Raw genomic sequence first — 24393 nt, forward strand, 5'->3', positions numbered from 1 at the left:
TTTTTGGTCTATTGTCGGGGCGTTGTTCGATTACGTTGGCGATACTGATCAATCTCGAATATTGCGACAAAGAATAGCGAGATAATCAACGGAATGATCAAATATAGCAGTCTGAATACGATAAGTGCGGCAATTACGTCGGCGGGATCCATATTAGGCATACCAGCCATGAAGACTGCTTCTAATACGCCAACACCGCCAGCCGGTGCATTGGATAGAAGGGTGACGGTAAAAGAAGCTAGAAAAACCCCCAAAACAGCGACAAAGCCCGGATTTCCGACTTCAGGCAAAACCGAATAGATGATACCAGCTGCTCCGAGTAGTTCAAGAGGCCCGATGAGTAGTTGCTGTAAAACGATCTTGAAGCGGGGATACGATATCTGGAAGGACTTCCCGATTTTCAACGGTTTGAGCTGCAGCCAGCTTCCGAACACATAAAGCGCCACTAAGGCAAGCATCACGATACCAATCGTCATTGCCAGCCAAGCCGGTATATCATCATGAACCAAGGTAATGATGTCTGGTCTGATCACCAAGACGATACCCGATAGCAAAATTGTACCTAGCGCGAAGGTAAAGGAACAGAAACCAACGAGAACCGCAATTTCAGCACCGCTCAAACCTTTCATGCTATATGCACGATAGCGTACGACTGCACCGGAAAAAACGGATGCGCCTATATTATGGGAAAGCGCATAGGTGGTGAATGAGCAAATGGCGATAAACAGCCATGAAATCTTGCGGTTGAGATGTTGCAGCGCTATTCGGTCGTAGCCGGCAAGCGCGGCATAAGCAACTAAAGAGAAAAAACATGCAAGAACCCAGTGGTGTAGGCTGAGCTCTTCAAGTCTGCCCATGACATCGCCGAAGGAAATCGATGATAATTTGTTATAGAGAATATAGATGGAAACCATCATTGCGATGATGCCGATAAGAGGCCAAATATATTTCTTCAGTTTCACGCGGGTCTACTCTTTTTTCGTGGCTCTCGCACCACCGTTTCAGCATTTGCGTCTGAGCCTGTCGATTGGCTATCGAGGTTTGGCCGTCGACCGACTAGATGCTCTATCATACCATTAGCTATTTCTTCGTCATCCGTCACCACAATATCAGCACCGAGCTCCATGAGATAGGCTGTTTCGGCATCTGCTAAGGCGTGGGCGATGATTTTTATGTCATTTTTAGCGTATCGCGCCTGAGCGACCACTTGGCCAGCTTCAATCGTGCTCCGCATAGCAATAACAATGCGAAGAGCGGCGGAGATATTGGCCGCTTGCAAAACCTCTCGATTGATAGCATTTCCATAAATAGTCTCCATGCCATCCTGTCTCGCGCGGTCAGCTGTCCTCGATGCGTCTTCGATGACGACGAGAGAATCACCATTCTTCCACAGTGCTTCTGAAACTCTACGTCCGACACGTCCGTATCCAACGACAATTGTATGGTTCGTTTTGGCACTAACGGAATAAGGGTCTTCATCTGCATCGGCGGAGTTTATCTCTATGATGTCGTGGGAGTCCTGCTGTGTTGAAAGGGGGCGCTCTAAACGTTGTTTTATCTTGTCTGCGGCGATGAAGACCAATGGATTGAGGAGTATCGATAAAATCGCGCCACCAAGAATAAGATCACGTGCATCGTCGCTCAATAAGCCAAGACTTGAACCGAGTCCTGCAAGAATAAATGAGAATTCGCCAATTTGTGCGAGGCTGGCGGAAATTGTCAATGCTGTCCCATTTGGATGTTTGAATGCTTTGACGATGACGAAGGCTGCAAATGATTTCCCGATGATGATGATAAATAGGGTGGCCAATAGTGGGAAGAAATCGGTCAAGACTTTCAATGGATCGAAAAGCATCCCAACTGATACAAAAAACAAAACCGCGAAGGCATCACGTAATGGGAGCGATTCCTCTGCTGCGCGATGGCTGAGCTCTGATTCGCTCATAATCATTCCTGCAAAAAATGCCCCGAGTGCCAATGAAACGCCGAAAAGATGGGCAGCACCAAACGCTACCCCCAACGCAATTGCCAAGACACTTAATCTGAAAAGTTCGCGTGAACCCGATTGAGCCGTAACCTTTAAAAGCCATGGGATAACTCTGCGACCAACAATCAGCATAATGGCGACAAACAACACCACTTTGGTGATGGTAAGTCCGACAATACCCCAAATACCAAGACCAAGCCAGGCGACCAGTGGATCGACCGCAACATCTGCTCTACCACCAAGGGCGCCTGCAAGCGCTGGCACAAGTACCAAGGCCATAACCATCGCAAGGTCTTCGACGATAAGCCATCCGACAGCAATCCGTCCACGTTCGCTCTCTATTAAACGCCTTTCCTGCATGGCGCGTAGTAAAACAACAGTACTGGCGGTCGATAAGGCCAGACCGAAAACTAAACCGCTGCCAAGGCTCCATCCCATTATAGCGCTTAGGCCTATGCCGAGCAGTGTGGCGAATGCCATTTGCGCAATTGCACCGGGAACAGCTATGGCCTTGACCGATAAAAGATCTTTTAGAGAAAAATGAAGTCCGACTCCGAACATTAATAAGATAACGCCAATTTCAGCGAGCTGGTTTGTGAGTTCGGGATCGGCCCTGAAGCCGCCAGTATGAGGTCCGACAATGACGCCTGCTAAAAGATAGCCGACAAGTGGCGAAACGCGTAGACGGTTTGCGATAATTCCAAACAGAAAAGCCAAACACAAGCCCACGACGATTGTTGTGATCAAGGGGGTGTCGTGCGGCATAATGTTTGCGGTCTTTCTCGTGTTTATTGAATCGTCAGAATGGTTTGTGAGATGTTTTTCACTATTTGATTCATTTGTGTCGAGCTTATGTCGTTTAAACCTAAGTAATTAAATTGGTTAAACAGAGGGAAGGGTGCGGAATGAGTTATCCCGCACCCTAGAGCGTATTATTTGCTTGCGACGGGATTGGTTTTGTCCTCGACCAGATCTCGGCCCTTATGATGATTATGCCACCAATCTCCAAGAAAGAGGAGTATTGGCGCGGCGATGAATATTGATGAGGAGGTGGCTACTATGATGCCTACAACCATTGGCACGGCGAAGTTATGCACGGCGCTGCCGCCCCAAATTGCCATTGGCAACATTGCCAGAACCGTTGTCATGGACGTAAATATACAACGCACAAGTACCTGATTGATCGACATATCTATCAATTCGCGTAAAGGCATTTTCTTGTAAAGTCGCATATTCTCACGCATGCGATCGTAAACAACGACTTTGTCGTTTACGGAATACCCGACGATTGTCAGCAGTGCGGCAATGGCCGTCAGATTGAAGTCGAGCTGGAATAAAGCAAAGAAACCCACCATCTTGGTTGTATCCAAGACAAGCGTGACAATTGCACCGACCGCAAAGAACCATTCAAATCGCCACCAAATATAGAGTGTCATGGCGAGCGACGCTAGAATAACTGCGGTAAAACCGGCGGTTGCAAGTTCGCCTGAAACCTTGGGGCCGACGACTTGGGTTTGATCGAACGTGACACCAGGGTAAAGTTTTTCAACTTCGGTTTTGACTTTCTCGACAGCGGTTGTTTGTTCCGCTTCGCCACCATCTTGTTGTTGAACGCGGATCATCACCGTATTTTCATTATCAACATTCTGTAGTGCGACCTCGCCAACACCAAGATTGCCCAACGATGACCGCAAAGTCGCCAAATCGGCGGGCGATTTTGTGGTGATAGCAACCTGACTGCCACCCATGAAGTCAATACCGAAATTGAGTCCGGGTTTGAAGAAAAGAAAGATAGACGCGATGGAAAGTGCAATCGAGATGCCTATTCCCATAAAGCGTGCGTTCATGAACCGGAAGTTGGTATGCTGTGGAATGAAGCTGAAGAAAGGCTGGATATGGAGCGTCTTCATCTTCCACTTGCGTACCACCCAAGCCATGATGATGCGGACGACTGTGATATCGGTAAACATCGAAATGATGATGCCCAATAACATCGTAACGGCGAAGCCGCGGATAGGGCCGGTGCCAAACCAGAACAATAGGATTGTAGCAATGACGGCAGTTACGTTTGCATCGACAATGGTCGCAAAAGCATGCTTGAAACCACGGTCTAGTGCGGCGAGAGCGCCAACGCCCTTTCGACTTTCTTCGCGAATACGTTCATTGATCAAAATATTCGCGTCGACGGCGATGCCGATGCCAAGAATGATACCCGCTATACCCGGTAATGTCAGCGTAGCACCAAGCAAACTCAATGCTGCGAATGTCAATACGGTATGGAGTGCCAGAGCTACGTCGGCGATGATACCCCAGAGACCGTAAAGCAGGAAGATAAAAATGGCAACAAGTACGAAACCTGCGACACCGGTGTAGAGCCCCATCTTGATAGCATCTGCTCCAAGGTCAGGGCCGACGGTACGCTCTTCAATCACAGTAAGAGGGGCGGGCAAAGCGCCTGCGCGCAACAAAGCGGCGAGAGTAGATGCTTCCTTTGCATCGAAGTCACCGGTAATTTGTCCTTGTCCGCCAGGAATGACACCCTGAATGACAGGGGCCGTGAGCACCTTGTTATCAAGTACGATCGCAAAAGGGCGTCCGATGTTTTGACGTGTGATTTCTGCGAAGGTTTTTGCGCCGACCGAGTTCATTTTAAACGAAATGATAGAACGCCCGGGCATCTGTGGATCGAAGGTTTGACGGGCATCCTCAAGCACATTGCCATCCAGAGCGACTTGATCATAAATGGCATAACGTTGGCTTTCATCAGTATAGCCGGGCAAAACCGATACGCCAACCGGTGGATTATTTAAGTCGGCACTGGGCGGAACAAGATGGAAGGTCATCTTTGCTGTTGTGCCCAAAAGATCACGCAATTGTTTCGGGTCTTGCAAACCAGGCAATTGCACCATGATACGATCAGAGCCGACTTTCTGGATAGATGGTTCTGCAACGCCGACTTGGTCAACACGGCGGCGGATGATTTCCAAACTTTGTTCAACAGCGTTACTGACACGGTAATTAATACCGGCCTCAGTCAAAGCGACACGTATGCCACCATTCTGTTCGCTAACCTCGATGTCTGAAGCAGCGGTGCCGAAAGATCCCTGGATCGTGGAAGCGATTGTCTTCAATGCCGTGAGAGCACGTTCGCGCTGAGCTGTGTCTGATACAATGGCGACCACAGAGTCACCAACCATTCTTACACTGCTCGTTTGGATTTGCTCCTCGCGAAGTTTTGCACGGACATTATCCAGCACCGTCCGGAGTTGATCGCGCTTGAGCGAATTTGCATCAACTTCGAGCACAAGATAGGAACCGCCTTGTAGATCAAGGCCAAGAGTTACACGCGTGTCAGGCAGAAAACTCAAATGAGTTTTCATCTGCTCTTCCGTGAAGAGATTTGGCAGAGCGACAATGACGCCCGCTAGAAGTATGAGAAAATAGAAAGCTGTCAACCAGCGTGATGTACGCATAAATTTTTCCAATAGATTGGCGCTTAAGAAACCTTTTTAAGATCAGCGCGGAAAACGTCATTTGTTTATTCGTCAATAGATTGAAGGTGGAGCACGCTGAACTGCATAATGGCGCGGGGAACCGATTGTTGCCAAAGAAAGCAGCGCTGGTATGACATACGAATGACCCGATGCAAATCTCAAATAAAGGTCGGTTGTATGTGCTACTTTATCCAATATGTGAAAAGGAAGATCGTTTTTCTGCAATTGCGTTGGCAGGCTCAATCGGTCCTGTTGAAGCTTTGTCGCTGCATGATTAGCATCAAGCGTATTCTGTGTTTGTCTTGTACCAACCAAATTTGCTTGGATACCAAGACCGCCCATAAGCCATACGATGAAACTACCCAGAAATATCCAGGCAGAAAAGGATAACGGATTTTCATTTTTGCGGCTTTGACGCAAAAAAAACATACCGGCTTCTTTCTCTTTCCGCATGACAATCAATGCGGCGTATAATGCAATTGGTTTAGCTCTTAACAGTATTCACCCTGTAGGGAAAGCGTTTGGTGGCCCTTGAACTCTGAGAATCGTAGATCATGAACAGCTAATCAACACACTTCGAAAATAGGATGAGGATATTTCTCGTCTTTTCGCATTTAAATGTCGCATTGCCATAGTTATGCAAGAATTTTGTTGGAAAAGTGCAAAACACATCATTTGCGGTGCGGGCAGCACTATGAGCCTGCTTTTTTACGTGTGAATGTATCGACGATTCGTTTCTCATTGTCAGGGTGGTCAGCTCTTTGCGTCTAAACCGGTTTCTACAGATCGTTATCCTATCCTTGCGATTTTCCATTTTATTCGGTGGGAGTTCTTTGCTTGGATTTGTTTCTCTTAACAATGCTATTGCCCAAACAACAGCAGCGACAGACGCGATCGGAGTTTCGCCTGCTGATATGGTCAAGCAGCAGCAAAGCGTGGCGGATGGCTTCAAAGATCAGCTGAAATCTTTACAGAAAAGATTTGATGACGAGCAGGATGATGATACGTCGCTCACTGATATCCGAAATAAAGCGCAAGATATAAATGCGAAAATTATCACAACAGCGCTACTGTTTCGTTCTCCTCTCAACGATTTGAATCTACGTTTGGATCAGCTTGGGGAACCTCAGCAAGGTGTTGCTGAGGCCAAGACGGTGACCGACGAGCGTAATGGATTGCGCCAAGACAAGGCCAAGATCAATACACTGATGGGTCAGCTTGAAGATGAATCAATTGACGCCAATAGGCTTGTTGAGCGGACCATAGCACAATCGCGAGAACTTTTTGCTAGAACGCTTACACATCGTGTTGAATTTTCTTCACCCTTGGGAAAGCAGATCGCACAATCGGCAGATGAAGCTTCGACTGATTTCAGATCGTTGATCGGGTCGTGGTGGAATTTCGTATATCATTTCAAATTGTTGCAATTGTTTCTTGCGATTTTGATTCCGCTGTTTATCGTTTTGATTCTAACCTATTTCGCTCATCGCATGATTGGTAGGGCTAAAGAAGGCGTATCTCAGGACGATGATCAGGTTTCGTACTTGACCCGTTTATCGGTCGCTTTTGTTTCGACCCTGATTCCAACAATCATTTGTGTTGTGTTTGTCGCGTCAGTACTGTTGTTTTTCGATTACTTCGGAATGAGTTGGACGGAGCTCCGTCCGGTATTCCGTTCGATTGCAGACGAGTTCGTGCTGATATTCTTCATAGCAAGGATGTCGTTTGTTATCCTCTCACCTAAGTCGCCAGAATTACGGTTGATGAATATCGCACCTCGACCAGCGCGTTTGTTGGTCGTGTTGTTGACGGCTCTCGCGCTTGTTATGGGTGCGGACTATGTGTTTAATGCGGTTTACAGGGCTGTTGCGGCACCATTATCTTTGGCGATCGCCAAAAGTTTTATATCCGTTATGCTTGTGGGGCTCATTATCTTGGCAATATCATTCGTGCGTGCCCGTATACGCGGAAATGATGATCAGGCGGTTGCTCCGTGGCCTTTGTATATTCGTATTCCGCTTATCATCGTTGGCCTATTGCCTATTTTGACAGCTTTCGCAGGCTATGTCGGAATGGCGCGTTTTATAGCGCAGCAGATCGTCGTAAGCGGTGCGTTTCTGGTTTTGATGTATCTTGGCATTCAAACAGCACGCGCGATAGCGGGAGAGGGTGAGTTTGCGAAAACCTCAATAGGTCGCCGTCTTGTGCAGCGTTTCAATATTGATGACGGCACGATGGATCAGCTTGGCCTCTTTGCAGGCATCCTCCTCAACCTCATTGTGATTGCGCTATGCGTTCCTCCTATTGCTATGCAATTGGGGTTTTCAGGGAGTGATATTTTCACGACCTTTGTCCATATGATGACAGGTTTTCAAATCGGAAATGTTTCGATATCACTGGTCGGAATACTGACCGGCGTTGTATTTTTCCTGATAAGCTGGTTTCTGATCCGTTGGTTCATTGGTTGGCTTGATGGTACTGTTTTAGCGCGAGGCAAGGTAGACTCCGGTGTTAGAAATTCCATCCGCACTGTTGTGGGCTATGGTGGCGTTGCACTCTCCGCACTGATCGGACTATCGGCGGCTGGCTTCAACCTTAGCAGTCTTGCTTTGATAGCCGGTGGCCTCTCGCTTGGTATTGGTTTTGGTTTACAAAATATCGTACAAAACTTTGTTTCTGGACTGATCTTATTGGCAGAACGGCCTTTCAAGGTCGGAGACTACGTAGAAACTGGAACAACAAGTGGAATAGTCAAGCGCATTAGCGTCCGTGCGACAGAAGTTGAGACGTTCAAGCGTGAGACGATTATTGTTCCAAATTCCAGCCTCATCAACAACAATGTTGGCAACTGGACACATCGTAACAAGATCGGGCGGGTGGACATTCCACTTATCGTGCCAGCGATGACGGACCCGGAGCATATAGTCGATGTTCTTATGGAGATAGCCTCACAGGCAGAGGGAATATTGAAAAATCCCGCACCTTGGGTAAGCTTCGCGAGCTTCGACAGCAATAATCTTAACTTTACCTTGGCCGTCTATGTGCCCGATATAACCTCGACGACGGCTGTGACCAACAAGATTCGTTTTGCGGTTTATAAGCGCTTTTCCGATGAAGGAATTACCTGAGATGAAATGGAGTAGATTGTTTCTAGCCGTGGCAGTGCTATGCACGTTAAACGGATACAGCTTTGCTGCAAGTATCAAGAATACTGATCAAAAAACCCAATCGCTTGTTGTGACAGAAGGGACGTCTAGGAGGGATGTCTCACTGAAGGCGGATCAAACAGTTGAAATATGTCCCAAAGGATGTTTCGTCACGTTTCCAAATGGTGATCGCTTTGCAATCAAAGCGGAAGATACGATCGAAATAAATGGCAGCCGCGCGAGCTTTAAATAAGAGAGGCTTAAACCTGTTCTTGCATCGCGGTCGGGCTTGCGAGTACGACGATATGGTCGTGCCGCCAATCAATCAATTTTCTGTCGGCGAAAGCTTGCAACCAGCCTTCCATGGGCCACTTCCCCCAACGTTTGTAAAAGGTCGAAGCGTTGGCAACAATATCATCGAAATGGTTTAATGGCGGGTCCATTGACTCGTGATATTGATGAAACGCGCAACAAGATGCAGTAAGCAGATGTCGCACATCGTGTTTATCCGCTTGAAAGCCGAAATCTGTATCCTCGGCGCCGTAGCCTATATAGTCTTCACAGAATTCCCCTAGCATTGAGAAGGTGCAACGCCGCATCGCGAAAGCGAGAGACCAGAACAAGCCAGGATTGTTCTCTTGCACGGCACCGCTTTTAGGAAAGATGCGAACAGGGTGCGAGGCACCGATTTCAGATAAATAAGTGTCGTTGGCATTGGTCAAGTCAGCTCTTTCCGGAAGGTAAAAAACCTCGGGACTGATTATTGCATTGTAACGCAGCACGTCGGCAATTAAATTTCTTACAAAATGTTCCGATGGAATACAGTCTACATCAAGGAACAGGAGTGTGTCTTTTGACGCATGACGAACGGCCAAGTTACGGGCAGCCGCCAAGGGTAAAAGTTCCGTGGCAGTTAGTCTAACCTCTACTATAGGGAAGGAAACTTGGGGTAGAGGGTTTCGTCTCTGGCCCATCTCGACGACGATAAGTTCGTCGGGCTTGGAAGAGTTCCGTTCAAGTCCGGTAATGAGATTGAGCAGATGTTCATCACGGTTCTTGTTCAAGGTCAATACACTACAGCTCACAGTGTCCTCACTTTCGCCAACGACACCATGTCCACCGAATATTGATGCGCCATGGAGAGAAGATAGTCAGATGCATGTCTCGGCCCACTTTCATCGTGCAGGTTCACTATGGAACTGCCGAGTTTTTTTGCTTTTTCCAATAACGTCCGCCATGATGCTGGCCATGCTTCACATGTAATCGCCGCATGGATTTCAGCGAGGCGTCTTGCTTTTTCATGCTGCTCGCCGAAAGGTCTTGCTTGCGGTAGAGCAATAAAAGGCTTTCCAAGGGCGGTTACATCACCTAGAAGGCCATCGCCGCAAGCGCCTACGACCACATTAGCCCTTGCAATGTATGGGCCTACCTGATCAACCCAGCCGTGAATGTGCAAGTTGGTCGGCAAATCCGGCCGCGTATCCAAAGGACCAATGACATCAATACGCCATTCAGTAAGCTCACTAGCCATCTCGGCCAGATTTGTTAAATCAATGCTATGCCCACCACGGCCGAGCACGACAAGTAAGCTCTTCGCAATCGTGCGAAAGCTCGATAGTGTTTGAGATAAGCCTGAAAAATAAACCGATTTGATTTTTATCCAGTCTTCTGTGTCGGGTGCATCTAGGAGACTATGAAAAGGACATAAGAGTCCTGCGGCAGCTCTGAATATGCTTTCGTGCGCAGTATCCCGCCTTTCTCCGGAAAGCCGCGTGTAAATAAACGGTAAACCGTTTAGGCTCGCCAGGGTTGCTATTTCCACCGAAACATCAACAAGCATCAGAGACGGTCTTGTTACTTCTATCCATTCACATATCATCCTATTACGCTTACGCAATCCATCGTGATGGAGAGGTGCATAATGTAAAGAGGGATGCGTTGGCACGGCAGGGAAGCCCATTCCTGCTGCTAGGCTGTCATCGGGAAGATCGAGACACGCAATACGGCCAGTGCGACCTTTAAGATTGGTTCCTAGGAGAGTGAATTGATCAGGTGCTTGTTGCGCGATACTCAAAGCGCGCTGCCTGTGGCCATCGCCGTGATGATGGACATAAATGCCTATCGTATTCATCTAAAACGTTGCCCGTGTGAACATTGTGTTGACCCGGTTTACAATCTGCCTAGTTGCCGGATGACCCGCGAAAGCTGCGTTTTTAGGTGTTTGTTTTTTTGATAAAAGGCGGTCGTACAAAGCTTCATATCGGTCAATCATCACTGTGAGATCGGCTATGTCTTCCGCCCGTTTTCTACAATCCACTCTTTTACACGCCAGCGCTTTCTGAATCGCGTGCGCTAACGATTTTACATTATCGGGCGTCGCTAACGCACCGCTCTTGTCATCAATAATCTCTGCCATTGCTCCGCGTGCAAAGGCTGCGACAGGAACGCCAACCGCAAGGGATTCTGCTACAACTAACCCGAAAGGCTCTTCCCAACAGGGTGTGCAAATTGTTGCTGTTGCGCCTGATACCAACTGTGCCAACATGTCGTGTGATACATGGCCTAGATAATCTGTATCCGGACCGAAGCGGGGAGAGATTTCCTTTCGGAAGTAGTTCTCATCCCAAACTGGACCAGCAATTTTTATATCCATTTGCGCTAGACGTGCAGCATCTATCGCATGGTGTAAACCTTTTTCCCTTACAATACGCCCGTACCATATAACATAAGGATCGCGTGCAGGTTTTGGCGAAAAAGGAAATTTCTGCAAGTCAATACCATTGAGAATGACCTCGTCTACATTCAGTATTGAAGACCACATATTGGCAGTAGTTTCGGATATCGCCACAACTGTATTGTTTTTACCGGACGCGCAGCGAAAACCGCTTTCGAGCCAGCAAAAAGGTGGCGTATGCAATGTGGTGACCATCGGCATTGGTAAAGTGTCGGCCATAGCGACAGGCAAATAGTGCAGTGAATTGTTATGCACTATGTCAAAGTCGCTGTTCTTAAGCTTCATCATGAGCTTAAGATAGGCGTGATGTTCTTTAAAGAATGTAATGTTGTGGGCTTCGTCTGTACCAATGCTGTTTAGCTCTGTTGCATCACATATCGGGACGGCTCCTACCGACACATCACTTTTCGTAGCGGCAAAAACGGTCACATCATGGCCTTTGGAGCGTAGATTTCTTGCCAGCATGTGGGTGTGCATCTCAAGACCGCCAGCAAATGGCTCGGCAATAGGATATTTAAGATGGGCAATCATTGCGATGCGGTGTTTTGTCATTTTTTACTCGCCGGTGAAGAGAGAAAAAGCCCGCTGGAAACGGGCTTTTAGATATTAGTATTTGTTGTGACGAAGCTCGCGTTCATGCGCTGAGAATCCTACAAGTGAGGAAATCTGATAGAGCGCTGAGAGGCCTACAACGACGTAGATGATACGAGACAGCAATGCAGCCTGTCCGCCAAAAATTGCAGCGACAAGATCGAATTGAAAAAGGCCCACTAGCAACCAGTTCAGGCCACCAATAATAAGCAGAGTAAGCGTGGTATAATTAAGTGTGCGCATGAGGTATTCCTTTTTTTGAGTAAGATAGGTCATGGTAAAACTTCGACTAGGGGATTTAGTTCCAACTGCTTCGTAAATTATGCCGGGGCGTAGGACGCATAGGATGTAGTTGGATGATTTCCTATCTTGCGGTGCCGTGCAGTTCTTGTCTGCCCGCGAGAAGAATTAGATGAGGGCGGGATGGCAGCATTTTCCACCATCTCACGTAACAGTGGGAGCTGTTTTTGCATCTCACTAAAACGCATACGGTGCTTTTTCAGCAATGTGCTGGAACTTTCTACAAAGTTCCACATAGCACCGAATGTATAATAATGCATCGCATGTCTGCACTCTTGTTGGTTTAGACCGAGGCGTAACAAAAGCGCTTCAAGATTGTCATCGTTTTTCATGGCCAAACGTAACATCTTTCGTGCTTTTGCGCGCTGCAGCGTCATATCTGCGCTTTCTAACCTCTGATCGCAAAGATAATCTGGATCAAGCATTCGATTAGCTATTGTTTCGGCCATTCCTCCCGCCGCTCTCCCTTTCAATCGCACGGATGTTGTGACCAATGAATTGGGGCAATAGTACACAGACAAGTCCTGGTTAATGACGCGTTGAACCAAAGCGCGATCCTCGCTTTCTCTAACATGCGGGGAACCGCCTATACGTTCGTAAGCGTAAGCGGAAATCGACATATTGGCACCGGATTCGTCTCCATGGTAGGGCCATGGATTGAAAGGATCAGGGTCCATCTGCGTGATTAATTGCCTCGATAAACTATAGTAGCTATCTTCAATAGCTGAGCGTTCTCTCAACCAAGCAGGCAATTTGGCATGTTCGTAATTATCACTTTCAACGATCCCGCATGTGAGGGCCGCACCTAAAGCAGCAGATTTGAGATGTCCTGCCAGCCAATTTCTTGAAACTGTACTGTCGGCATCTGTTGTCAGCATCACGCCTCTTGGACCGAGTATCGATAGAGCCAAGTCAAAGCCGAGAGCGCGCGCATATCCTGCCGATGCTATGTCATCGGGAAAGTCTACATCTAGAATATCAAGCGCTATGGAGTTTTGTTCACCCCAACTCATGGCGATATCAACTGTATTGTCAACGGTATTGTTGATTACAAGAAGGATTCTTCCGGCTGAGCCTATCTGTCGTATGCTTTCCGCACATGCTGACAGACAATCTTCTATACGATCCTGCTCGTTTCTAGCAGGTATTATGATCATGTAGTCGGGCAGACAGGTAAACCTATGAGGAGAAGGGATCCAGTGACGCGTTTTAGCCTTATATGGCGCTCCAGCCACTAGCTCTCGACAAAAAGCCGGTAAATTGAAGTGAGAGGAAGATATACGCGACACGTGAAGACCTCCGTTTGTCCCGATCGATAAAGACCGTCGATTCTAATTGATACGGAGTGGTAACGTTAACTCACCTATTTCGTTCCGAGACGGTAACGATATTCTAATCACCAAACTCGCTGAGAGGGTAATGGATAATCGTCTCGGGTGGGTATGAACGGGGCTGGCTAACCTAGCTTTTGTAACGTGCGTAATCTGTTGGATTCTCGATAGACTATGGCCCTAAAGCACAGATAATCCATCCCGGACAATGTTTGCCAGCGTCACCGAAGGAAACGCAACGAGTTAAACGGATAATATTGTCAATAAAAGAAAGTGGTGCGGACGGCGGGAATCGAACCCGCACGATCTAGGATCGAGGGATTTTAAGTCCCTTGCGTCTACCAATTCCGCCACGTCCGCACGTCTGGCTCTTATAGATAATCAAATGCGCAATGTGAAGCCCGATTTAGATGAAAATTTTATTGAACATTTCAATTGTCGTTTTCAGCTGACAAAAGGAGTGGCAGCCGTTAGAAGATACCTTTCTATCATTGATCGAGCGAGGATTTTTTTAAGTGTCATGAGTGAATTTGTACAGGACGTTGCTCTAGCTGTTACAGCTTTGCGTGGTCTCTTTGCTGAAACACCGCTTCAGCGCAATGACTTTTTGAGTCATAAATATGGTGCGGAAATTTACCTCAAACGCGAAGATCTGACACCGGTTCGGTCCTACAAGATTCGTGGCGCATTCAATTTTGTTTCGCAAATGCTTGATAAGGTAGCGCCTGACGCAGCTTTTGTATGCGCTTCTGCTGGAAACCACGCGCAAGGGTTGGCTTTTGTTTGCCGCCATTTCCAGCGCAAGGGCGTTATATTTATGCCGGTTACAACACCGCAACAAAAAATTGACAAAACACGGACTTTCGGAGGAGCGTTTATAGAAATCCGTCTCATCGGCGATACGTTTGATCAATGTTACGCGGCAGCCCAGTCGTTTGTCGCAGACGGTGGCGGTGTGATGGCACCGCCTTTCGATGACATGCGCATTGTTACCGGTCAAGCGACGGTCATGTACGAAGCATCGCACCAATGGATGGAGCAAGTCGGTTCTGAAGAGCCGGATTTGGTTATTGTACCTGTCGGTGGTGGTGGATTGGCAAGTGGCACTAGTCATTTCATTCAGGAGAGCGGGTGGAAATCAAAAGTGCGGTTTGCAGAGCCAGAAGGTGCAGCAAGCTTGTTTACAAGCCTGACTGAAAAAAAGCGGATAAAACTTCCAGACGTTGATACGTTTGTCGACGGTGCCGCCGTCGCTGAAATCGGGGCTTTGAACTATGACATGTTAAAAGGTTTTTCGCCTTTCGATATATCGATCGTACCGGAAAATCGCTTGTGCTCAACTATGGTTGAAATGCTGAATGTTGAAGGTATCGTATTGGAACCCGCGGGCGGTTTGTCCATTGATGCACTCAAAAGCATCTCCCCGCAGGACCTCAAAGGTAAAAAAGTCCTATTGATCATTTCGGGCGGAAATTTTGACTTCGAGCGCTTACCAGAAGTTAAGGAGCGTGCGCTCCGTTATCAGGGATTGAAAAAATATTTTATTTTCCGTTTTCCCCAGAGACCGGGGGCACTTCGCGGTTTTCTCGACCAATTGGGGCCTGATGACGATGTTGCCCGCTTTGAGTATCTCAAGAAATCAGCGCGCAACTTCGGCTCTGTTCTCATTGCTATCGAAACGAAACAACATGAGAACTTTGCGGTTCTAGAGGCAAAGTTCAAGGAATTGGGCTGGTCTTATCGGGATATAACCAACGATCAAGTCATGTTTGACTTTGTCATTTAGACCGTTTGATAGGACGGAACGAGGAACAAAATATGAAAATGTTTTCTTTTTTTGCAGCAACACTGGCCATCACCCTTGCAATAATCTCACCGTCCTTCGCGGCTGAGCCCAATACGATTCAGAAGACAGAATTGAATGGGTTGGTCACGGATTTAAATAATGCAGCGAAGCATAAAAATATGGCAATGCTTGCGAATAATATGCCTGATCGCTTGTTTAAGGAAATGGCGATCAGGCTTCGCACAACAGAAGAGGCACTTAGATCGAATCTTGTCAAACAGTTGGAAAATCAATTTGCCAGCCTTCCCGCTGGCGCGTACAGTCTCGATGCTGAGAAGATAGAATACCGTCAGACAGACGATGGTACATTTTACGCGCTAGTACCGACACGTGTTGAAACGGCTGATACCATAGCTGAATACCAAACGTTGGCTATTTTCGACAATACCAAGTGGCATCTTATCTATGGCGGGCAGAAGACCATACAAAACCCTGTTTTCTTAGAGATTTATCCGGCATATCATAATGTCAATATTCCGAAGGAAACCATCACCCGTAAATGAGGGTTTGCCTATTTATCCGACGAATTAAAATATTCCATTATAGTGGTTGCTTTTTTGCCGTAATTCGACGATAAGCTCAAATTAGGCGCTTGAGCTGGAATATCCGGCTTTCTGGAAAGCAGACTTTGTGGCGTCAATCATCTCTTTTGAGATGTTCACTGGCCGCGCAAGTCGCTTATTGGTTTAACCCACAGGCGTTCCGTCCAACATTTATGACTTTCAGCCTTCCGATTGCGCGGAGGTCTGATTATTGCCAACCGCATTGCTTTATTGCTATGCGGTTTATGAAAGATTCTATTTTGACACATAACACTTTGAATGCTTTTGAAGCATTAGGCCTTCCTGCCATTCTTACAAAAAATCTTGATGCTGCAGGTATGACAACCCCTAAACCCATTCAGGAAGAAGCGATACCAGCTATGCTCGAAGGGCATGATATTCTTGGTATTGCACAAACCGGCTCAGGTAAAACACTGGCCTTTAGTCTACCGGTCCTAGCGAAAATCGTAGCAATGGGTGATAAGCGCCGCGCAAAAACAGCACGAGCTCTTGTTTTAGCACCAACACGAGAATTGGCTGTGCAGATCGAGGAAGCAATCCGTATGGCCTCAAAAGGTGCACACCTTTCAACCTGTCTTGTACTAGGCGGTGTTTCTCGTCTTTCCCAGATCAAGCGCATGGCTGGTGGCGTTGACGTTCTCATCGCGACACCTGGTCGTTTGATGGATCTTGTGCGTGAGAAATGCGTCGATTTATCACAGACACATTTTCTAGTTCTGGATGAAGCCGATCGTATGCTTGATATGGGCTTTATCAAAGACGTTCGTCAGATTGCAAAACTCGTGCATGCTGATCGTCAGACTGCATTATTTTCTGCAACAATGCCTAAGGAGATCTCGTCTTTGGCAGATAGCTTGCTGAAAGATCCTGTTCGTGTGGAAGTCGCACCGCAAGGTACTACGGCAGCTGAAATTGTACAGAAGCTGCATGCTGTGAATAATCGCGAGAAAAAGGACGTTCTCAATAAGCTCTTGACCAATCCGGCATTGGCCTCTGTTATCGTCTTTACGCGTACAAAACACGGTGCCGATGCGGTTACAAGGAATTTAGAAAAAATTGGTTATCCGGTCGCAACGATTCATGGCAACAAGTCTCAAAATGCTCGTCAGCGTGCGCTGAAGGGTTTTCGTGATGGTTCTGTCAGAGTTCTCGTAGCAACAGATATTGCCGCTCGCGGCATTGATGTTCCTGGTATAAGTCATGTCATTAATTATGAATTGCCAGATGAAGCAGAGAGTTACGTTCACCGCATTGGACGTACTGGGCGTAATGGTGCTAGCGGAGAAGCGATCACCCTTTATGATGAAGGTATTGAACGCGCTCGTTTAAGAGGCGTTGAACGCGTTATCCGCATGAAACTCCCACGTGAAGAGGTACCGCCACAGTTTGGCCCTTACCCGGATAAGCCTTTCAAATCGGAAGAATCTAGAAATGAAGGCGGAGATAATCGTCGTTCTGGTAAACCCAACCGTCGTAAGCGGCCTTTCCGCTCTAAAGACGAGAGTGGAGCTGGTGCTCCACATAAAGCTAGGTCAGCAGAAGGTGGTAAGCCGCATCAGCCGAAGGCAAATGCTGGTGCAAAACGTGGCAAGCCGATCCGTTTTCGGAAATCTGTAAAAAGAGCTGCATAAGTTCTTTCAATAAACCTAAAGTGAGCCGGCTGGAGTTGAATGTTCTCCAGCCGGCTTTTTTATACATTCGACCCTTTGATGATTTTTTAGACCGGTTTCGTATTACGATTTTTTAGATTTATTTTGTGAAGTGCAGCCTTGCTGCAAAGATGTTAAGCCATCCTTAGCAAGAATTTTGAAAAAGAGCAGGGTAGGGAATTTTCCCTCGCCAATCAGTAGAGGCATAACCATGATCGAAAAAAGTCGTTTTGTCGTATCAACACAATGGTTAGAGGAAAAGCTCGGCAAACCAAATGTATCGATTGTTGATGGATCTTGGTATCTACCGGCGACGAAACGAGATCCACGAAAAGAATTTGAAGAAAGCCATATTCCGGGCGCAGTGTTTTTCGATCAAGATAAAATATGTGATGAGACAACAGGGCTTCCCCATAGTCTTCCCACATCCGCGCAATTTGCTCGGGATGTGGGACAAATGGGCATATCAAACGACGATACAATTGTTGTTTATGACGGCGTGGGCTTTTTTTCAGCCCCTCGTGTCTGGTGGATGTTTCGTGTAATGGGCGCAAAAAATGTTGTCGTACTCGACGGCGGCTTCGAACGTTGGAAAGGTGAAGGCAGGCCAGTAGAGCGCGGGAACTCAAAAGTTGCACCGAAAAGTTTTCTGACAGATTTTCAACAGGATAAAGTAGTTTTGTTGCGCGAAATGCGCAATCTCGTCGATAAAGGTTCGGTCCAAATTGCGGATGCACGCAGTAATGCGCGTTTTACAGGGGCAGAAGCTGAGCCCCGATCTGGTATGCGTTCAGGACATATGCCGGGCGCACATAATATTCCTTCAACGCTAATGTCTAGTCAGGGCGCATTTAAAGATTTAGCCGCACTGGAAGCTATCTTTAAAGATGCTGGTGTCGATATCGGTGCGCCGATTGTAACAACTTGCGGTTCGGGTGTTACGGCTGCCGTTTTGGCATTGGCCTTGGAGTCACTTGGCAATCGGAATGTCAGGCTCTACGATGGATCATGGAGCGAATGGGGTGCGAAACACGATACGCCGGTGGTGACAGGAAACGACGATGAAAAAGATTGAATTAACTGATTTTCTAAAAGCGCGGGTAACGCATTTGGAGATGCTAAATCGTTCCACAATGCATGTTGTCCCACCGGCCAATATGCGACTTGCTATCATGCGGGCCTATGAAATGCCTGTGCACTTCTATCGTTATCTCTACGCATTGATTGGTCGTGAGCATCACTGGGTAGTGAGGCGAAAAATGGATGATGAATCACTATCTAACCTGATTAATGCCGAAGATACACAAATTCATATTCTTTATATCAATGGCTGCCCGGCCGGCTTTGCTGAAGTCAGTTTACGCAAACTACCGCAATTAAGCGAGATCGTTTATTTCGGTCTCGTGCCGGACTATCAAGGACTGGGGCTTTCCCGTTTCTTTTTCAATGAGATCGTTCAGTCTGCCTGGAATAGCGATCCCGAAAAGCTGATTATACAGACCAACACTTTGGATAATCCGCGGGCGTTGCAACTTTATCAGAAATGCGGTTTTGAACCCGTAGGATTTAGTGATGTAATGATTGAACGATGGCGTTGATCGTGTGCTTAGGTCCGTTGTTCTTCTTTTGTAAATGGAGAAATAAATTTTGGATGATTTGCGTGCTTTTTTGGAAGTTGCAGAGCAAGAGAGTTTTTCCAAAGCAGCGAAAAAAATTGGTCTTACGCCATCGGCGCTTAGTCATACGATAAAAAAACTTGAAGAACGGCTCGGTGTTCGTCTTTTAGCGCGCACAACGCGCAATGTATCGCCGACAGAGGCTGGTGAACGGCTTATTCGATCCATTGGCCCGCTTTACGAGCAAATATCTATCGAGATTGATCGGTTGGGCGAATTTCGCGATAGGCCTGCTGGTACCATAAGAATCACCGCTTCGGGCGATGCGATACAGGTGACAGTATTACCTATGTTAAGAGAGTTTCTGGCTGAATACCCCGACATTAAACTGGAAGTGATGGTTGATAACGGTTTTTCCGATATAATCAGCGAACGGTATGATGCGGGCATAAGGCTTGGGGAAGCGGTGAGCAAAGATATGATAGCAGTGAGAATAGGCCCTGATTGGCGTCTCTCGGTTGTGGGCTCTCCGACCTACTTTTCAAGCAACCCAAAACCTCTTACTCCGAAAGAACTCGTCAATCATAACTGCATAAATATACGTCATTCGAAATCAAGCGGCCTATACGTTTGGGAGTTTGAAAAGGATGGAAAGCAACAAAATGTCAAAGTTGAAGGACAATATGTTACTAACAACAGCATGCAAGCTTTAGATGCAGCGCTAAACGGCGTTGGCCTTGCCATCATTCCTGATTATTTAGCAAAATCACATCTCAACCAAGGTATGCTGGTCGAGGTTTTAGAGGATTGGTGTCCGTCGTTTTCCGGCTATCATCTCTATTATGCAAATCGACGACAGTCATCCCCAGCGTTTCAGGCATTTGTCAAAGCGCTTCGCTACAAAAGTTAAGCAATTTTCCTCCCATGCTTCAAGGTCACTGTTGTTTGATAATTCGGGCAACGAACATGCTCAACAATAGGATACAAGCACTAACTACGAATGTTGTCTGATAGCCTTGATAATCATATAGGTATCCCCCAAGCAATGCACCTACCGTTATGGCCAATTGGATAGTGGCGACCATAAGCCCACCGCCAGTTTCTGCATTATTCGGAAGCCGTCTGGCAAGCCAAGCCCACCACGCGACGGGCGCTGATGTTGCGATGAAACCCCACAATAGCAATAGTGCCCACGATATCGCCATTTGGTTACCAAACAAAGAAAGTGCAATAGCAACAAAGGCCAAAATGGCAGGGGCAATCATAAGCATCAAACCTAATTTCTTATTGCCCATAAAACCGATCCATACGGTTCCACTGAAACCACTTATTCCGATCGAAAAGAGTATCAGAGATAGGTTAGTAGTATCGACGTGATCAATGTTTTCTAAAAAGGGTCTCAGATAGGTAAAAAGGCAAAATTGTCCCATGAAGAATAAAAATACGGCTATGAACCCGTAGCGTACAGATTTTTCTTTAAGTAAAATTAAAGGCATACGACTTCGTACTGAATTGTCGGACGGCAGTGATGGCAAGCTCATTATCTGCCAAAGAAGTGCAGCAACCGCTAATGGCACAAGGCTTAGAAATGCGAAGCGCCAACCTAGCAAATCGCCAATGTAGCTACCAAACGCCGGCGCTATCACTGTCGCCAGTGCATTGCCCCCATTAAGTACTGCCAAGGCTCTTGGGACATATTGGACAGGAACTAAACGCATCGTCGTTGCGGCTGAAATGGTCCAAAACCCACCTAGTGCTATACCGAGTGTCGCTCGTCCGGCAATCATCATTGCAAAGTTTGAAGCGCATGCAACAAGACTACAAGAGACGAGCGTCAGTGTACTGAGTATAATAAGCACAAATTTGCGATCAATTGTGTGAATGATTGTTCCGATAACGAGACTTGTAAATACGGCAACAGTTCCCGTAACTGCAATCATATGGCCGGCTTGCCCCTCGGATATGGCGAATTCATGCGCGATAGGGGTCAGTAGGCTGATAGGCATAAATTCTGCGGCGATTAATATGAATACACACAGCGATAAGGCAAATACAGGACCCCATTGCCCAATCCGTGACGGGGTGTTTCGTGTTGGTTTTGACGATATTGAGGGCATTATTAACGTTCACGCCTATTCCTCATAGGCGAACTTTCCATTGCTTATTTGTCTGCTAAAACTAAACGATACTTCCGCCGAGCCGGTGCGGCTTTATAGAGCGGCAGATTAACAGTTGTGTGGACCGGGCCGATATTTTACAGGTTTGCTTTGAAAAATGCGGTCAGATTTTTGAATGGTATTAAATCAACACGATCATACAAGTCGACATGGCCAGCGTTCGGTACAATGAATAATTCTTTTGGTTCTGCGGCTAACCGGTAAGCCTCTTGGCTGAATTCAATCGAATGCGCATGTTCTCCAGTCACGAACAGCATTGGCCGCGGGGATATAGTATTAATGTCGTTGAATGGATAGAAATTCATAAACTTGACATTACTTGTCAGAGTAGGGTGGGTTGTTAGGTCCGGTGATTGACCCGCAGGGGTATATTCTCCGCGTGGCGTCCGATAAAAATCAAAAAATTCACGTTCAATCGGATTAGAGTGGGAAGCGATCTTTTCAGGTGTTCCGCTTGTGTATTTACGAGCGCCGCCATTGAACTCGATATCCCGCTGCGTTGCTGCTGCCGAAATGATTCGTTTCCGTTGTTCCACCGATTGCGAATGGTTTAAACCACTGCGTGTGGCGGCTCCCATATCATACATACTAACTGTTGCAACCGCTTTCATTCTCGGATCAATTTTGGCCGCACTTATCACAAAGCTACCGCTGCCGCAGATCCCAAGGACGCCAATACGTTTTGGGTCGACGGAAGAAAGCGAGCCGAGAAAGTCGACTGCCGCGCTGAAGTCTTCCGCATAGATATCTGGAGAAACGGAATTGCGTGGTGAACCATCGCTTTCTCCCCAGAAAGAAAGGTCAATAGAAAGGGTTACAAATCCTTCATCGGCCAACTTTTGTGCGTAAAGATTAGCGCTTTGTTCTTTGACCGCGCCCATCGGGTGACCGATAATGATAGCTGGGTATTTATCATTTTCGTCGATATCCTTCCGAGAGTAGAGATTGCCCGCAACAGTCATCTGATATTGGTTTTCAAATGATACTTTCTGCGCGTTGACATGCGGACTATGATAAAAATTATCCGCCTCGGGATGAATGCTTTGGGCTGTAGCGTTATATGACATAACAATCACTCCTAAACATAGAAATAGACTTCTCATGATGGTTCCTTCGTCAAAGCTCGGATCACTTGAGATTATTTTAATATTTATTGATAAAAAATAACGTATAATTTTATGATATGATGAAAAATATTCAGTAATTTACGGTCGTGATAAGGGACACAAACTGGGCTGAACATGATCCGTTTGAGTCTGAATTGTGCATAGGAAAAAGTATCAAAAGCGATGTTGCACGTTATGCTGAACTTCGTGCCGCCATAGGCTATTTTAAAGCTTTCCATGGATGGCTTACATGTAAGCAATCACTTATTTGCTCTGGAAAATCTAAAATGCGACCTAGCGAATCTCGCTGAAGGATAGTTCAACTAAGGAAAACTTCATATTACTGAGAATGTAGGGTGATTGGCTCCCCGGGCCGGATTCGAACCAGCGACCAACCGGTTAACAGCCGGTTGCTCTACCACTGAGCTACCGGGGAACAGTGCTCAATTGCTTAACGCTGGTGGGCTATAGCAAATGAATTACTGATTTGCAAAGGGGGAAAGCGAAGTTTTTTTAAAAAAAACGCAAATGCATGTTAATCGCGAGGTTGATGGCACGATTTCGCTGTAGACGTGCTTACGCAAAACAATCACGCTTGGCCGAAGCAACAAGCAAAAACGCGCATGAAACTGGCTTCCTCCCAGTATTTGATTTCCTTGTTAATATCGGATGTCTCATTCCATGAGCATTACGATCATTGCGACACGTTGCGTTTTGTGGCTAGGAACAAATAAACTCTTTGCACGCGTTTGAAGAAAAGCGTCGGATCATCGAAAGGTATCTTGACGAATGCTTTACGTTCACTTATTGACCCTGCAGTGAATTCGCCGTTGAGGCCTCGTGGCGGAGTGGTTACGCAGAGGACTGCAAATCCTTGTATCCCGGTTCGATTCCGGGCGAGGCCTCCATCTATCCCAATGTTTCAATTTTTCGTCTTCAACCACTATGTATTCCGTTGATGTTGAGATCGGTTGTCCAAAGCGTGATCACGGATGAGCAATCTTGTGATTGACTGTCAGGCGCTTTTTTGCGACACCCTGTTGGAAAATGTCGCCCATCCTGTGTTTTCTGAGCTTGATGGGATTTATGCATGTGTGAAAAGAAAGGTCTGGTCATGGCTGCAGATTTCGCCGAACTCCGCCGCAAGATGGTCGATAATCAAATCCGTACAGTAGATGTTACAAAGCTTCCAGTGCTTGCAGCTTTTTTATCTGTGCCGCGGGAAGAGTTTGTTCCTGAAAACTTGAGAAATCTTAGTTATCTGGACGAGGATATACCTGTTTCCTCACCGACCGACGTTAAGGTAGGTCGTTATCTCATGGAGCCTGCTCCGCTTGCAAAGCTGTTGCAGGCTGCCGACATCAAGGCTGACGATATCGTCTTGGATATTGGGGCGGGTAGTGGTTACAGCGCGGCGTTGTTGTCGCAGCTGGCAAGTTCTGTTATCGCGCTGGAAAGCGATAAGGATCTCGCTGATTATGCTTCTGAAATATTGAGCAAAAACGGTTGCGACAATGTTGTTGTTGTCTCTGGGCCGTTGGAAAAAGGTTATGCTGAAGAGGGGCCTTATGATGTCATTCTTCTTGAGGGGGCTGTGGATTTTGTGCCAGCCTCTTTGTTTGAGCAATTAAAAGAAGGTGGCCGTTTGGTAGTTGTGGAAGGTCATGGTAACGCCGGTGTCGCACAAGTCTATTTGAAAGAGGATGGTGTGGTTTCCGCGCGGCGTGTGTTTAATCTGGCTATCAAACCTTTGGAAGGTTTCTTAAAAACGCCTCAATTCGTTTTTTAATGAATAGATGAATGGGTTGCGTATCTGCAACGCTGCGTTTTTTAATCGACCGGCACATTGCATT

20 protein-coding genes and 3 tRNA genes are annotated in these 24393 nt (G+C 46.8%); 10 read left to right on the forward strand and 13 right to left on the reverse strand.

Translation table 11 applies throughout. The annotated features are described in order from the left end of the window. Positions 1-8: 8 nt before the first annotated feature. The 4 genes from ACYSNS_RS07305 to ACYSNS_RS07320 form a co-directional block, all read right to left on the reverse strand. Entirely contained in the window at positions 9-962 is a 954-nt protein-coding gene (locus ACYSNS_RS07305; protein ID WP_461722499.1) for a lysylphosphatidylglycerol synthase transmembrane domain-containing protein, read from the reverse strand. Continuing rightward, on the reverse strand, positions 959-2752 hold the full coding sequence (gene ybaL / locus ACYSNS_RS07310; protein ID WP_461722500.1) for a YbaL family putative K(+) efflux transporter: 1794 nt from the start codon (positions 2750-2752) through the stop codon (positions 959-961). The genes ACYSNS_RS07305 and ybaL overlap by 4 nt, the downstream gene beginning before the upstream one ends. A gap of 167 nt (positions 2753-2919) precedes the next feature. Beyond that, positions 2920-5460 carry a protein translocase subunit SecD gene (gene secD, locus ACYSNS_RS07315; RefSeq protein WP_461722501.1) on the reverse strand — a complete coding sequence of 847 codons (2541 nt, stop codon included), beginning with the start codon at positions 5458-5460 and terminating at the stop codon, positions 2920-2922. 72 nt (positions 5461-5532) lie between these two features. Then, positions 5533-5934, reverse strand: coding sequence for a hypothetical protein (locus ACYSNS_RS07320; protein WP_461722502.1), 402 nt, complete (start codon positions 5932-5934; stop codon positions 5533-5535). Positions 5935-6314: 380 nt separating this feature from the next. Between ACYSNS_RS07320 and ACYSNS_RS07325 the strand changes: the two genes are divergently transcribed. Both ACYSNS_RS07325 and ACYSNS_RS07330 read left to right on the forward strand, forming a co-directional pair. Further along, positions 6315-8609 (forward strand): mechanosensitive ion channel family protein, encoded by a 2295-nt coding sequence (locus tag ACYSNS_RS07325; protein ID WP_461722503.1) that lies wholly within the window; start codon positions 6315-6317, stop codon positions 8607-8609. Further along, positions 8593-8880, forward strand: a complete 288-nt coding sequence (locus ACYSNS_RS07330; protein ID WP_461722504.1) for a hypothetical protein — start codon at positions 8593-8595, stop codon at positions 8878-8880. Before ACYSNS_RS07325 ends, ACYSNS_RS07330 begins: the two co-directional genes overlap by 17 nt. Positions 8881-8887: 7 nt before the next feature. Here ACYSNS_RS07330 and ACYSNS_RS07335 read toward each other — a convergent pair whose 3' ends face one another. The 6 genes from ACYSNS_RS07335 to ACYSNS_RS07360 form a co-directional block, all read right to left on the reverse strand. After that, a complete protein-coding gene (locus tag ACYSNS_RS07335; protein ID WP_461722505.1) occupies positions 8888-9712 on the reverse strand; it encodes a glycosyltransferase family 2 protein in 825 nt (274 codons plus the stop codon). Then, on the reverse strand, positions 9709-10758 hold the full coding sequence (locus ACYSNS_RS07340) for a glycosyltransferase (RefSeq protein WP_461722506.1): 1050 nt from the start codon (positions 10756-10758) through the stop codon (positions 9709-9711). The genes ACYSNS_RS07335 and ACYSNS_RS07340 overlap by 4 nt, the downstream gene beginning before the upstream one ends. After that, entirely contained in the window at positions 10759-11913 is a 1155-nt protein-coding gene (locus tag ACYSNS_RS07345) for a glycosyltransferase family 4 protein (protein ID WP_461722507.1), read from the reverse strand. It abuts the gene before it with no gap. Positions 11914-11967: 54 nt separating this feature from the next. Beyond that, positions 11968-12195 (reverse strand): DUF378 domain-containing protein, encoded by a 228-nt coding sequence (locus ACYSNS_RS07350; protein ID WP_461722508.1) that lies wholly within the window; start codon positions 12193-12195, stop codon positions 11968-11970. Positions 12196-12272: 77 nt separating this feature from the next. Next, positions 12273-13409, reverse strand: a complete 1137-nt coding sequence (locus ACYSNS_RS07355) for a glycosyltransferase family 2 protein (protein ID WP_461722509.1) — start codon at positions 13407-13409, stop codon at positions 12273-12275. A gap of 448 nt (positions 13410-13857) precedes the next feature. Continuing rightward, positions 13858-13943 (reverse strand) — tRNA-Leu (locus ACYSNS_RS07360). A gap of 160 nt (positions 13944-14103) precedes the next feature. Between ACYSNS_RS07360 and ilvA the strand changes: the two genes are divergently transcribed. From ilvA to ACYSNS_RS07390, 6 genes are all read left to right on the forward strand, one after another. Continuing rightward, complete coding sequence (gene ilvA, locus ACYSNS_RS07365) at positions 14104-15369, forward strand: threonine ammonia-lyase IlvA (RefSeq protein ID WP_461722510.1); 1266 nt, start codon at positions 14104-14106, stop codon at positions 15367-15369. A 32-nt stretch (positions 15370-15401) separates the two neighbouring features. Continuing rightward, complete coding sequence (locus tag ACYSNS_RS07370; protein WP_461722511.1) at positions 15402-15932, forward strand: hypothetical protein; 531 nt, start codon at positions 15402-15404, stop codon at positions 15930-15932. A 284-nt stretch (positions 15933-16216) separates the two neighbouring features. After that, on the forward strand, positions 16217-17623 hold the full coding sequence (locus tag ACYSNS_RS07375; protein ID WP_461722512.1) for a DEAD/DEAH box helicase: 1407 nt from the start codon (positions 16217-16219) through the stop codon (positions 17621-17623). Between the two features lie 229 nt (positions 17624-17852). Beyond that, the gene (sseA, locus tag ACYSNS_RS07380; RefSeq protein ID WP_461722513.1) at positions 17853-18716 is read left to right on the forward strand and encodes a 3-mercaptopyruvate sulfurtransferase; all 864 of its coding nucleotides are present in this window, start codon (positions 17853-17855) and stop codon (positions 18714-18716) included. After that, positions 18703-19239, forward strand: coding sequence for a GNAT family N-acetyltransferase (locus ACYSNS_RS07385; protein ID WP_461722514.1), 537 nt, complete (start codon positions 18703-18705; stop codon positions 19237-19239). The genes sseA and ACYSNS_RS07385 overlap by 14 nt, the downstream gene beginning before the upstream one ends. Positions 19240-19285: 46 nt before the next feature. Then, the gene (locus ACYSNS_RS07390) at positions 19286-20167 is read left to right on the forward strand and encodes a LysR family transcriptional regulator (RefSeq protein WP_461722844.1); all 882 of its coding nucleotides are present in this window, start codon (positions 19286-19288) and stop codon (positions 20165-20167) included. A 25-nt stretch (positions 20168-20192) separates the two neighbouring features. Here ACYSNS_RS07390 and ACYSNS_RS07395 read toward each other — a convergent pair whose 3' ends face one another. The 3 genes from ACYSNS_RS07395 to ACYSNS_RS07405 form a co-directional block, all read right to left on the reverse strand. After that, positions 20193-21374 carry an MFS transporter gene (locus ACYSNS_RS07395; protein ID WP_461722515.1) on the reverse strand — a complete coding sequence of 394 codons (1182 nt, stop codon included), beginning with the start codon at positions 21372-21374 and terminating at the stop codon, positions 20193-20195. Positions 21375-21511: 137 nt separating this feature from the next. Beyond that, the gene (locus ACYSNS_RS07400) at positions 21512-22396 is read right to left on the reverse strand and encodes an alpha/beta hydrolase (RefSeq protein ID WP_461722516.1); all 885 of its coding nucleotides are present in this window, start codon (positions 22394-22396) and stop codon (positions 21512-21514) included. Between the two features lie 505 nt (positions 22397-22901). Next, positions 22902-22976 (reverse strand) — tRNA-Asn (locus tag ACYSNS_RS07405). Positions 22977-23374: 398 nt separating this feature from the next. Between ACYSNS_RS07405 and ACYSNS_RS07410 the strand changes: the two genes are divergently transcribed. Beyond that, positions 23375-23448: transfer RNA gene (locus ACYSNS_RS07410), tRNA-Cys, on the forward strand. Between the two features lie 206 nt (positions 23449-23654). Then, complete coding sequence (locus tag ACYSNS_RS07415; protein WP_461722845.1) at positions 23655-24329, forward strand: protein-L-isoaspartate O-methyltransferase family protein; 675 nt, start codon at positions 23655-23657, stop codon at positions 24327-24329. The last annotated feature ends 64 nt before the right edge of the window (positions 24330-24393 follow it).

The organism is Bartonella sp. LJL80 (assembly GCF_054871565.1).